Origin of the sequence: Coprobacter secundus subsp. similis (genome assembly GCF_015097275.1) — a bacterium.
In the GTDB taxonomy this organism is placed as follows: Bacteria; Bacteroidota; Bacteroidia; order Bacteroidales; family Coprobacteraceae; genus Coprobacter; species Coprobacter secundus.
Genome location: NZ_AP023322.1, coordinates 4,057,401 through 4,070,480, shown reverse-complemented (window position 1 = coordinate 4,070,480; position 13,080 = coordinate 4,057,401). Strand labels below are relative to the sequence as shown.

At 41.6% G+C, this 13,080-nt stretch carries 8 protein-coding genes; all 8 read left to right on the top strand.

The window, feature by feature from the left end; all coding sequences use genetic code 11:
* Positions 1 to 35: 35 nt before the first annotated feature.
* The 8 genes from Cop2CBH44_RS16030 to Cop2CBH44_RS15995 all read left to right on the top strand — a co-directional run bounded on the left by Cop2CBH44_RS16030 (position 36) and on the right by Cop2CBH44_RS15995 (position 13,068).
* On the top strand, positions 36 to 956 hold the full coding sequence (locus Cop2CBH44_RS16030; protein WP_200755206.1) for an NAD(P)-dependent oxidoreductase: 921 nt from the start codon (positions 36 to 38) through the stop codon (positions 954 to 956).
* Between the two features lie 424 nt (positions 957 to 1,380).
* Entirely contained in the window at positions 1,381 to 2,625 is a 1,245-nt protein-coding gene (locus Cop2CBH44_RS16025; RefSeq protein ID WP_044230465.1) for a DUF1015 domain-containing protein, read from the top strand.
* Between the two features lie 79 nt (positions 2,626 to 2,704).
* The gene (locus Cop2CBH44_RS16020; RefSeq protein ID WP_021931037.1) at positions 2,705 to 3,232 is read left to right on the top strand and encodes an RNA polymerase sigma factor; all 528 of its coding nucleotides are present in this window, start codon (positions 2,705 to 2,707) and stop codon (positions 3,230 to 3,232) included.
* A 53-nt stretch (positions 3,233 to 3,285) separates the two neighbouring features.
* Positions 3,286 to 4,545 (top strand): porin family protein, encoded by a 1,260-nt coding sequence (locus tag Cop2CBH44_RS16015; protein ID WP_200755205.1) that lies wholly within the window; start codon positions 3,286 to 3,288, stop codon positions 4,543 to 4,545.
* Between the two features lie 58 nt (positions 4,546 to 4,603).
* Positions 4,604 to 5,347, top strand: coding sequence for a hypothetical protein (locus Cop2CBH44_RS16010; RefSeq protein ID WP_021931035.1), 744 nt, complete (start codon positions 4,604 to 4,606; stop codon positions 5,345 to 5,347).
* A gap of 648 nt (positions 5,348 to 5,995) precedes the next feature.
* Positions 5,996 to 7,852 carry a glycoside hydrolase family 2 protein gene (locus tag Cop2CBH44_RS16005; RefSeq protein WP_021931034.1) on the top strand — a complete coding sequence of 619 codons (1,857 nt, stop codon included), beginning with the start codon at positions 5,996 to 5,998 and terminating at the stop codon, positions 7,850 to 7,852.
* Between the two features lie 64 nt (positions 7,853 to 7,916).
* A complete protein-coding gene (locus Cop2CBH44_RS16000; RefSeq protein WP_021931033.1) occupies positions 7,917 to 9,773 on the top strand; it encodes an ELWxxDGT repeat protein in 1,857 nt (618 codons plus the stop codon).
* A gap of 160 nt (positions 9,774 to 9,933) precedes the next feature.
* A complete protein-coding gene (locus Cop2CBH44_RS15995; protein ID WP_200755204.1) occupies positions 9,934 to 13,068 on the top strand; it encodes a SusC/RagA family TonB-linked outer membrane protein in 3,135 nt (1,044 codons plus the stop codon).
* Positions 13,069 to 13,080 lie beyond the last annotated feature (12 nt).

The following is a 13,080-nucleotide window of genomic DNA, read 5'->3' as shown; positions in this document are numbered from 1 at the left end:
GCACGTAGCAGTGACAGATATAAAAAAATAAAAACATGAAAATATTAGTAGCTACAGACAAACCTTTTGCTGCCATTGCCGTAGAAGGAATCAAAAAAGAACTGGACAAAGCCGGTATCGAAATGATTCTCCTGGAAAAATATGGAGAAAAAAGTAAACTTATCGAAGCCATTGCCGACGTAGACGGTGTAATTGTAAGAAGCGACATTCTCGATGCCGAAGTATTGAACGCAGCAAAAAAACTAAAAATTGCTGTACGTGCAGGTGCAGGATATGACAATATAGATTTGGCAACAGCAACAGCAAACGGTGTATGTGTGATGAACACCCCCGGACAAAACTCAAATGCCGTTGCCGAACTTGTATTTGGCATGGCCGTAATGCTGGTTCGTAACTTTTATAATGGAACATCCGGCACCGAGCTGAAAGGGAAAAAATTAGGTATACACGCTTTCGGACAAGTCGGCCGTAACGTTGCTCGTATTGCCAAAGGATTTGGCATGGAAATATACGCCTTCGACCCCTATTGCCCTGCTGAAGCTATAGAAGCCGAGGGGGTAAAACCGATTACAGATATTAACGAAATGTACTCAACCTGCCAATACATCTCATTACACATCCCGGCCACTCCGGAAACGAAAAAATCAATCAATTACAATCTGCTTAAGCAAATGCCCAAAGGGGCAGTACTTATCAATACAGCCCGCAAAGAAGTAATTGACGAAGAAGAACTCGTAAAACTGATGGAAGACCGTGCTGACTTCAAATACATATCCGATATTAAGCCGGACAACGCATCTGTATTTGCCGAAAAATTTGAAGGCCGCTATTTCTTCACTCCGAAAAAGATGGGAGCTCAAACAGCCGAAGCCAACATCAACGCCGGTATCGCAGCAGCCAAGCAATCAGTAGGCTTCCTCAAAGAAGGCATCGACAAATTCAAAGTAAACAAATAAGAACCCGTTAAGGACACTACAAAGAGTAAACAATTGATAACGGATTGTTTACTCTTTCTGTATTAATAGACGATTATTGTCATAAGCTTTCCTGGAACTTCGCCGAAATCGAAATATAAAATAAAAATTCCCGGAGAGACTTGCAGGCAATCCGGAATTCAAAATATCCGTCTATTACAAATCCCGAACAGTTCTAAAAATCCGGTATCGGTTGCCCGAAACACTGCGATAAAGTCCCAGCCGATTCCAAAAACTCCACAAAATATAGAGTAAAAGAAAATAAAAAAAATTTCAGCTCTTGACGCTCTTTCCTTTTTAAATATTATTTTCGCAAAAAATTTACTTATAGTTAACTTATGAATATCGGCAATCTCAATGACACCAAATTCGGGAAAAACGATATTCCCCATAATTCGACATACTCATGGCACGGATAAAACCTTTCAAAGGAGTAAGACCTCCAAAAGAACTTGTAGAGCAAGTAGCATCGCGTCCTTACGACGTTCTCAACTCGGAAGAAGCGAGGAACGAAGCCGCAGGAAACGAAAAGTCGCTTTACCATATCATTAAACCCGAAATAGACTTTGCTCCGGGAACCGACGAACACGATCCCAAAGTATATCAAAAAGCCATAGAAAACTTCAAGAAGTTTCAGGAAAAAGGATGGCTGCAACAAGACCCGACCGAAAGATATTACGTATACGCCCAGACCATGAACGGACGTACACAATACGGACTCGTCGTAGGCGCTAATGTCGATGATTACCTCAACGGTGTTATCAAAAAACACGAACTTACCCGCCGCGACAAAGAAGAAGACCGGATGAAACATGTCCGGATAAACGATGCCAATATAGAACCTGTATTTTTCGCCTATCCCGACAACAAGGAAATAGACCAAATCGTTGCAGAGACAACATCCCATCCTGCAGAATACGATTTCATTGCACCCGATGGGTTCGGACATCATTTCTGGATAATAGATAATCCGGAAACCATAGACCGCATCACCCGGTTATTTGCCCAGATACCTTACCTCTATATCGCCGATGGCCACCACAGGACAGCAGCAGCAGCTCTCGTAGGAGCCGAAAAAGCAAAAGCAAACCCCAATCATAACGGAGACGAAGAATATAACTTCTTCCTGGCAGTATGTTTCCCCGCTTCACAACTCAACATTATCGACTATAATCGAGTAGTAAAAGACCTTAACGGACTCACTGACGAACAATTTCTCGAAAAAATATCAGAGCACTTCTTTATCGAAAAAAAAGGCTCCGAAATATACAAGCCCGCTGCTCTGCACAATTTCGCTTTGTACCTCAATCACAACTGGTATTCGCTCACGGCCAAACCGGGAACCTATAAAGAAAATGACCCTATCGGAGTACTCGACGTCACCATATCATCGGACCTCATTTTACGTGACATACTGGGTATCACTGACCTGCGTTCCGACAAAAGAATCGATTTCGTCGGAGGCATACGTGGACTGGGTGAACTTCAAAAACGTGTCGACAGTGGAGAAATGCGTGTAGCTCTCGCATTATACCCTGTATCGATGAAGCAACTCATGGACATTGCCGATACCGGAAACATCATGCCCCCCAAAACAACATGGTTTGAACCTAAACTTCGTTCCGGACTTGTAATACACAAGCTTAGTTAAAAAACATAAAAGCCGTGCAGCTATCAGTAAACTATTTGCATCTTACTAATAGCGCACGGTAAAAAAGAAACATTACCGAATGGATGAAATACAACTTATAAAAGGTTGTAAAGAAAATAAACCGAAAGCGCAAAAAGAGCTTTACGAAACCTATGCTCGCAAAATGATGGCCGTTTGCCTGCGTTATACCAACGATAGGGAAAGTGCGCAAGATTTGTTGCAAGATGGGTTCATTAAAGTTTTTACAGCTATAGGTACATACAGCGGTAATGGATCGTTCGAAGGTTGGATGCGTAAAATTTTTGTAAATACCGCGCTTGAATATTTGCGAAAAAATGACATCCTCCGTGAGACTGTCGATATAGACAGTCCCGATACTTTAAAAGAGCCCGATTACTCGGCTCTCGAAAAAATATCGGCAGATGAACTGATGGAGCTGGTACGGGAGTTGCCGACAGGATTTAGAACCGTGTTCAACATGTTTGCCATTGAAGGTTATTCGCATAAAGAAATAGCCGAAGCATTAGGCATAAATGAGAGTACATCAAGGTCTCAATTTACAAGAGCAAAAAAATTGCTCCAAAAAAAATTAGAACCTTTTAGATGAACGATTTATAAGAAATACAGGTTAATTAAAGAAATAAGGTATTAATAATAACAATGGACGACAAGCGATTTGAACATATCATTCAATCGAAACTGAAAGATTACGAAGCCGACGTTCCTCAGGACCTTTGGTCCAAAATAGAGAACGAGCTGCCTCGCAAAAAGACAGTTTGGATGAAGCCTGTCTATCGCTATGCAGCAGCTTGTGCTGCTTTGCTGATAGGAGGGTTTACTGCGTTCATGTTCCTATACCGGCCGGAATCAGGCAACCATCTGGCAGTCAATAATGAGCCTATATCCATTACGTTACCCGAAAAACAGGAGATACCGACACCACACCAGAACATCGACAAATCCTCTGAAGAAATTCTTTGGGTCGATGATACTCGGAGTCCAATATCTCTAAAAAAACAGAAAACAAAAAATGCGGATAAACATCATATAGATGTCCAAGTAAGAACAACTCCGGAACAAGAAATCAAAGTCGAGGCAGAGCCGCACACCATTGCTTCTCCTGTCGAAAACAAGGAGAACCGGCCTTTATTGGCTGAAACATCGGTAACAAACCGGCCTCAATCCATTTCACAAGAAGAATACGAGCGCAAACTGAAAGAATTCGAATCAGCAGGGCAACAACTGCAAGAGTCCGATTACGAACAGATACTCAATTCCAAACATGATGAGCATGGATTCTCCATAGGACTTATGGCATCCAACTCATTGCCCGGAAATAAAAATATGGAAAACAGGCCTCTCACACGTAGTGCCATGGAAATAGATGATGAGCTCAATCTCTATTCGGCAGAAGAGCCTCTCAAGTTTATGCATAAGGTACCTATTTCTTTTGGTATTACCGTAGAGAAAAAACTGCCTCGTAATTGGGGATTAGAAAGCGGAATAGTATATACTTTACTACGGTCTGACTATAAAACTGCCAGTAACAACAGAAAAGGGAAACAAGAACTTCACTACGTAGGCATACCATTAAACGCGATATATCGTTTTGCTCATATACAGAATGCATCATTCTATGCGGCAATAGGAGCAAAAGCCGACTTCAATGTAAGCGGACGACGAACAGAAAATACACAAAATGACAATAAAGACGCCAAATTGTCTGAAGATATAAGAGACCATAGAGTACAATGGTCGTTTCACGCCAAAGCGGGAGCTGCTTATGCATTCCATAAGATGGCCGAACTTTATATTGAGCCCGGAGTTTCTTATTATGTGGACAACAGTAACATCCCCAACTTGTGGCACGACCGTCCTGTAAACTTTACAGTACAATTAGGACTAAGAACAAACTTTTAATCATATTAGCAAAACAATTATTAATTAATAAAAAGCAATTAAAAACAAGACCAACTGTATGAAAATGATGAAAAAAATCAGCTTTGCCTTGATGGCTGTCGCTTCAGTAATGCTGACGGGATGTTTGAAAGACAACGGTAATATCCTCACCTCCTATGGTGTAGGTACGATAAAACAGACAGCAATGGGGACCAAGTATATACAATTCGATGATAGCAGACTTTGTATTCAAAGTGAACAGATAAATCCTGACAGCCATGTAAACCAGCGCGTTTTTACAGGATTCACTATCAATTGGGACGAACAGCCTGCCTCTGCCAACCAAGACGGAATATACGCTGCCACTCTTAACGGGGAAGCCGACTATTTCACAGTAGGAGAATGCAATGCTTTCTCAGAGCAGAATAACGCAGCTTTCAGTACCAGTGACTCGTTGTTAGACATGTCTACGCCCTATATTACATACCTCTATGACAAGGTGAATAACATTATCACGTTCCAAACAGCTATGTACGAAACCGAAACCGGGCAACCCACATTACAATTAATGAAAGGAATATCAGGCCTTCACGAAGAAGGTTCGATAAAAACCGATACACTCTTGTTGGTATTCGACCAAGGCGATATAAAAAAAACATCAAAAAAATATCCTTGGAAATCGTTCCATTTACCATATTATCACGAAAACGTAACTATTGTGTTTAAAATAAAAGCACACAACCTGTCATTCAACGCCACTAATCCCAAAGGGACCGATTACTATACATTCAATGTACAATATACGAAACCCGAAGAAAACTAATAAACAAGGCTTTTATTTATTGATGTGATATTTCCAGTGAAAGGCGGGCTGCATATTCTTAATGTAGTCCGCTTATTTTATTAACCCTTTCACAAAAAAGCAACCCGTGACATCTCCAATAACACACATCCCATTGACAACCACAACCTCTATTCCCACCAAATTATATCAGAACAGAGTATGCCGTACCTTCATTTAAGCAATATAGAAACAGACGACAAAAATAAACTCCAAAAACCGTTTAAATACCCAAATAAAAAAATTGAAAATATTGATAATTTGCTATACGATACCTATTTTTCATCCTTACTATTTTAGCAATAAAAAATTCTGAATACGAAATGTCGATATTCCTAACTTTATCATAGAACGATACCCACTCTTTCAATCCGTACATTCAAAAAAGAAAAAACATAATAATTTATCATCACATACATCATTTTCTTAAAAAATCAATAAAAACATTCCTCTCCACACACCATTATTATATAAATAAAAATATATCCAAATAACTCTGTATGCACAAAAACACCTGCTTTCGAAACATTTTTACCCTTCGTTAAAAAGCCCGTATTCTATATTTGCAATACATTTTTTAAACAATAAAAAACATAAATTCTGATATCACAAAGAACACAATATAAAATTATGAAAAAAACTCTTTTATCATTATTACTTTTATCTTCTGCAATTTTTGCAAGTGCCAATTCAGAGATTCCACGCCCCGAATATCCGAGACCACAATTCGAAAGAACCGAGTGGATCAACCTCAATGGTACTTGGAGTTATGAATTCGATTTTTCCCAAAGCGGTTTAGAGCGCTCACTATTCAAATCCAAAGGATTTGATCGTCCTATTACCGTACCATTCTGTCCCGAAAGCCCATTATCTGGCGTAAATCATAAAGACTTCATCAATGCCATGTGGTATCATCGCAAAATCTCCATTCCTCAAAATTGGGACGGCAAACGCATCCTGCTCAATTTCGGAGGAGTAGATTACAAATCTACCATATATTTAAATGGTGAAGAGATTTTTGTTCATTACGGAGGCTCTTCCTCTTTTGCCATAGATATTACGGCATATGTAAAAGCCGGTAGTGAAAATGACCTTATTGTATATGTACAAGATGACTTACGGTCACAGCTTCAAACCGCAGGTAAACAATCGCGCCGATTATATTCCTACAGTTGCCTGTATACTCGTGTAACGGGTATTTGGCAGACCGTATGGCTCGAAGCCGTTTCAAAAGGCGGGCTGAAACTCTGCCGCATCACCCCCGATTTGGACAACAAGCAATTCGTTTTCGAACCTGTATTTTACGATTTAGACCTAAACGCAACATTCAAGGTCCGTGTACTGGACAACGGGAAAGAAGTTTATTCTCAGAAAGTACCGGCAAGTGACAATGCCTTCATAAGTGCTAAAATCAAAAACATAAAAACATGGTCACCCGAATCACCTTTCTTGTACGACATAGAATTTTCTGTATTAGATGCCGAAGGCAATACGATAGACAAAGTAAAGTCCTACGCCGGAATGAGAAAAGTGGAACTGCGCGGAAAGACATTCTATCTCAACAATGAACCATACTATCAACGACTTGTTCTTGACCAAGGATACTACCCCGACGGACAGTGGACTGCACCCGATGACGAACAACTCAAAAAAGACATTATCCTTGCCAAAGAAGCCGGATTCAACGGAGCAAGACTGCACCAGAAAGTTTTCGAACAAAGATATTTCTATTGGGCAGACAAATTAGGATATCTCACTTGGGGCGAATCGGCAAGTTGGGGAATGGATTGGACAAGTCCGCTCGCTGCACGTAACATGATTACCGAATGGGAAGAATGCGTGGCCCGTGACTATAATGCTACATCATTAGTCGCTTGGTCTCCACTCAACGAGACATGGAAAGAAGACATCGACGGACAACGCGCTCGATTGACCAACGACCTCTATTTTATCACAAAAAGGCTCGACCGTACACGCCCGGTTGTATCTGCCAGTGGAGGTTATCACGCAGGATTTACCGACATATATGCCGAACATACATACGTTCAGGACCCGATAGAGCTTTACAAACAACTCTCTCTCGACGAAAACGGATATCCCTACATACATCATCCTAATTTCAGCGCTCCCTATAAAGGCGAAGCCTATATGATAGACGAATTCGGAGGAATACAGTGGATTAAGGAAATGAAAACTGCCGAAGTTGCCGGAACCGACGAATTCTGGGGATACGGAAAACCTCCGAGAACCATAGAAGAATTCTACAAACGGTTAGAAGAGCAAGTAAATGTCGTATTGAGTATGGACCACATTACGGGATTCTGCTACACTCAAATTGTAGACGTCGAGCTCGAAAAGAACGGTATCTACACATACGACCGCAATTTGAAATTCGATATGGAACGTATTCGTAAAATATTTTCCAAATCACGAGAACAGGCAAAACTCGAAGTCGCGAAGATGCTTTCCGAACGAAATGCCCGTTGAATGACAAAGAAGCTAATAAATAGCAATATAAACAAACACTATCATTAACTAATTTATTCACACTATGAAAAAAAGAAACATTTTACTCGCTACGGCTCTCCTATCTGTAGGAAGTGTATTTGCTCAGACTTTGCCTGACGGTATGACCGCGTTGCTACCTTCCGGAGTAACGCCTAATATTACGCAAGATAAAAAGTTTATCATGCAAAAAAATCTGACAGTTGCCGGCTCTCCGGAAAAAGGCTATTATGCTTTTTTCTCCGCCTCAGACAGCGATCACGGTGAAGAACTTTGGGTAACTGATGGTACCCCCGAAGGAACGCGTATGGTCAAAGACATCAATCCGGGTGTTGCCACTTCAGATGTCAATTATCTTACCCGTTTCAATGACAAAGTCGTGTTTTCTGCCGATAATGGCGAAGACGGTTATCAATTATGGATTTCCGACGGTACCGAAGAAGGGACTCGCATGGTCAAGAAGATTCATGAATTCGACTCTTCCAATCCCATTGGCTTTTGCCAAATGAACGAAACACAATTCATCTTTTTTGCTTCCGATTACGAAAGCGAAAATTTCAGCAGTGAAGGTGCTCAGAAATGGCTTTATGTCAGCGATGGGACAGAGGAAGGAACCAAACTCGTCGCTCAAGTCGATTGTCAATTCCCCGGCGAGGACATTGACCATCGTTATGGAGCTGTTATCCGCGTAGGTCGCAAAGTCTTCTTCAAAGGAGATGTTGCAGACAAAACAGGTACCACTTATGGGTTAGAATTATGGGTAACCGACGGAACTACCGAAGGCACCTATATGGTAAAAGACATCAATCTTGAAAAAAATGTAAACAAGGAAGGTAGTACATTAAGTTCTGCTATCAACTCGATGCAAAATTTCTATAATGAAGGTTTATTCTTCAAAGCCTGGGACGAAGACCATGGCAATGAACCCTGGTTTACCGACGGCACTGAAGAAGGTACCTACCTGATTTACGATACCGACCCCACTGTCGGAGCTAACGGAATCGGAGTCGGTGGAGGCGTTACTATGGTGGGAGAAGTATACAACGGGGAAATTTGTTTCCGAGGAAAAGACCCGAAACTTGGATGCGAATTCGGTGTTACAAATTGTGAAAAAGGAAACTTCAAATGTTTTGACATCTTCACTGTAGAACCTACCCAAGACCACCAGTCATTTGCCGACAACGGCGTTGTATTCGATGACAAATACATGTTCTGTGCAAATACCGGAACAGATGCAAACATTGAATCTTGCAAAGGAGGAGAACTTCACTGGTATGACGGAGAGAAAGTACAAATGCAATATGATTTCGCCCCCGGTGTAGGTTGCGATTGGGTCAAAGAACTGACGGTAGCCGGTGGTAGCCTTTACTGGTGGAACGAAGGCAATATGGATGGAACCACAGCTACCGATACCAAACTCATCCGCCTTGACAAATGGGATGGCGTGCCTCAAATCGTTTCGAATATCGATGCCAACGGTGATAAAATATACTGCTTGCGCAACTTGAACGGAGAATTGCTTTTCACTTCAAAAGCAAGCAATCAATTATATTGCTACCACTATCGTCAAGACGGATATGACCCTGCAAAAAATCCCGATAAAATGGAACCGGAATATCGTACACGCGAAGAAATCGAAACAGGGATTGAAAACGTAACGGATAACAAAACCAACAGTTTCGAAATCTATCCCAATCCGGCAACTGAAACATTCCGTATCAAAGGTATCGACACAATGAAAAGCAATCTGAAAATTTATGACATATCGGGCCGCCTCGTAAAGAGTATCGATAATGTATCTGTTTGCGATGCTATCAGCGTATCCGACTTAGCTGCCGGTATGTACGAAGTTATTGCTTCCTCCGCTACCGGAACTAAATCTACTCGATTAATTGTTAAATAAATAAACCATATCCATGAAGGTGTTTCATTGATAATCATTACAAAATTGTCGATGGAACACCTTTCTACTCTTTATCATTGTATTCATTCTTCTTCAGCAATTATGCTTACACTTTTACATTTAGAAAGAATGAAATCTAAAATCTAATAAAGAACCAACAATGAATGATTTCAAATATCTGAGAACGGCAATATGTATCATTGCCTCATTTTTCACATTTGCCTCGTATGGACAGAAAATAGACATAACGGGAGCAGTGTTGGATAGTATCAACAAAGAGCCGCTCATTGGGGTCACTGTGATGGAAAAAGGTACGACAAACGGTGTCTCTGCCGACTTCGACGGAAAATTCAAAATTCAGGCAGCGCCCAAAGCAACCCTTATATTCTCCTGCGTCGGTTATACTTCAAAAGAAGTAAAACTTTCCGGACAAAGAAATATAACCGTCCTTATGCAACAGGCAAGTAAGACATTAGATGAGTTTGTAGTAATCGGGTATGGTATCCAACGCAAAAGTGATATCACCGGTTCTATCTCCTCCATTTCCGGCAAGGATGTAAACGACGTTCCTGTCGCCTCAGCACTGCAAGCCCTTCAAGGAAAAGCTTCCGGTGTAAACATCATACAGAATACCGGAGCTCCGGGTAGTAATACCACTATCAAAATTCGCGGTACCGGTACTGTCAACGATGCCGACCCTCTCTATGTGGTAGACGGGTTCATCGTCGATGACATAAACCATATCAATCCAAATGATATTGCAAATATCGAGATATTCAAAGATGCCGCCTCAAGTGCCGTATACGGTGCCCGAGCAGCAAACGGTGTAGTTTCCATTACCACAAAAAGCGGAGAATCGGGAAAAACAAAAATTACATTTGACGGCTACGTCGGCATTTCCAACCCTTGGAAAAAAATCGACGTCATGGGAGTAGACGATTATGCCCTGATGCAGGATTATATAAACGGGACAAGTATATACTCTTCCGACGGACGCTTATATTATTCCAAAAATGGTGACAATTCATATCAATTTGATGACCACAAATATTTCTTAGTCGACACGATACGCCGCAATTCCCCATCCAATTGGTGGGATGCTATTACCCGTACCGGCTTCAAACAACAATATAACATCTCTGTTTCAGGCGGAAATGAAAAAACCAAATTTATGGTCAGTGCCAGCTACTACGACGAAAAAGGTATCGTAAATACATCCGACTATAAACGTTTCAATACCCGCATCAATATAAACCAAAAATTAGCCTCATGGTTGAACATGACAGCCAATCTGTCATACGCAAACGAAGACCGCAACATAGTGCCAGAAGGTTCAAACAGTGTCCTCAAACGAGCTCTATATCAAAATCCGCTCATATATACATACGACACCCGCGGATACTGGAGCGAAGACCACCCTTTGGCTATGATAGACCGTAACCATAATAAAATAAATCGTGACCGTTTCGACATGAATCTAAACCTTTCCGCTGACATAACGAAATATTTGGTATACCAGTTCAAAGCATCCTACTATCTGGTTCCGGAAACAACCAATAAATTCACGGAAGTAAACAATCTGGAAACAGACTTTGCCATGACCGATTTGACTACTGTCTATAAAATGAAAACAAGCACGAACAAATGGGAAATAAACAACCTCCTGACATTCAACTGGTACAACGATATTCACAACATTACCGTACTGGCCGGTCAGACTGCCGAAGGTTACAAATACGGTTACCAGGAATCTACTCGCAAAGGGACTCCGAGCAACGCCAAAGACCAATGGTATCTGTCAAGCGCATTCACCGGAGATAAAACATACGGGCTCGACCGTGAATGGACTGCAGTAGGTGTTATAGGACGTATCAACTACAATGTGCTCGACCGTTATTTGCTCCAAGCCAATATACGTGCAGACGGGTCCTCCAAGTTCTCGAAAAACAATCGTTGGGGATATTTCCCTTCAGTATCCGTCGGATGGAAATTTTCTTCCGAACCGTTTATGCAAAGAGCCAGTTGGATGGATCTCGGTAAATTGCGTGTAGGTTGGGGTATTCTGGGTAACAACCGTATCGATGAACTCGCCCGCTATACCTACCTTACCAATCAATACAACTATCCATACGGTCAAGGTAATCACATATTGCAACCCGGTATTACTGCCACAACGCTCGGAAATCCGGATATCAAATGGGAAAAAACAGAAACATTCAACGTAGGTCTCGACTTTGCATTCCTGCGCAATAGCATCACTTTCGGTATCGAATACTTCAACAAACATACGACCGACATGTTGCTGGCCGTACCTACCGTTTCCTCAGCCGGACTTGACACCGACCCGATGACCAATGCCGGAGCTGTCCGCAATTACGGTATCGAAACGAGCTTGAGTTATAAAAAACAAATCAACAAATTCGGATTCGAAGTAGGATTCAACCTATCTTGGATTAAGAACAAAGTTACAAGCCTCGGAACCGGTAACGAACCTATCTACGGCTCTTATCTGAGTGAAGGCAGTATTGTCGATTACGTAACAAAAACAGCAGTAGGTATGCCTATCGGAAGTTTTTACGGATATGTAACTGATGGTATATTCAACACATACGAAGAAGTAAAAGCCAGCGCACAATACGAGCCGGGGAAACTCGACCACGAGCAGACGACCCGTCCCGGGGATTTCCGTTTCAAAGACCTCAATGGTGACGGAAAAATTACCGCTGAAGACCGCACATACCTCGGCTCTCCACTACCCGACTTCGTATTCGGTATCCCCTTGCAATTCAGTTATGGCGATTTCGACCTCAACATCTTCTTCCAAGGACAAACCGGAAACAAAATATTCAATGTAATGGACTATTATTTGTATAACGCTGCCGAAGGAAACGTGTATGCCGACATCCGTAGCAAACACTGGTCCGGACAACTCGCCGAGAACCGGGCATTCTTCCCGTTGAACACCGATGCCGAAGTTCCCGACCTCGACAGTAGCGACAGTCCACGTAACTTCCGTTCGTCTGATTTTTTTGTAAAAGACGGCTCTTATTTGCGTCTCAAAGAACTACGTCTCAGTTATAATGTTCCCAAAAAACTCATTTCAAAATGGAAAATCGATAACCTCTCGTTTTCTTTGACAGCTTACAACCTGCTTACCTTTACCGGTTATGATGGATTCGACCCGGAAGTCGGAAAAGTTTCAGGCACGGAAAGTAACAACTTAAGTATGGGTGTTGACCACGGTAACTATCCGCAAGCACGTTCATTCACCCTTGGTTTCAAGATTGGTTTATAATTATAAAATACT

Excerpts from the sequence above, each read along its gene's own strand:
- Cop2CBH44_RS16030 (WP_200755206.1), top strand. The coding sequence starts at position 36 with ATGAAAATATTAGTAGCTACAGACAAACCTTTTGCTGCCATTGCCGTA.
- Cop2CBH44_RS16025 (WP_044230465.1), top strand. The coding sequence starts at position 1,381 with ATGGCACGGATAAAACCTTTCAAAGGAGTAAGACCTCCAAAAGAACTT.
- Cop2CBH44_RS16020 (WP_021931037.1), top strand. The coding sequence starts at position 2,705 with ATGGATGAAATACAACTTATAAAAGGTTGTAAAGAAAATAAACCGAAA.
- Cop2CBH44_RS16015 (WP_200755205.1), top strand. The coding sequence starts at position 3,286 with ATGGACGACAAGCGATTTGAACATATCATTCAATCGAAACTGAAAGAT.
- Cop2CBH44_RS16010 (WP_021931035.1), top strand. The coding sequence starts at position 4,604 with ATGAAAATGATGAAAAAAATCAGCTTTGCCTTGATGGCTGTCGCTTCA.
- Cop2CBH44_RS16005 (WP_021931034.1), top strand. The coding sequence starts at position 5,996 with ATGAAAAAAACTCTTTTATCATTATTACTTTTATCTTCTGCAATTTTT.
- Cop2CBH44_RS16000 (WP_021931033.1), top strand. The coding sequence starts at position 7,917 with ATGAAAAAAAGAAACATTTTACTCGCTACGGCTCTCCTATCTGTAGGA.
- Cop2CBH44_RS15995 (WP_200755204.1), top strand. The coding sequence starts at position 9,934 with ATGAATGATTTCAAATATCTGAGAACGGCAATATGTATCATTGCCTCA.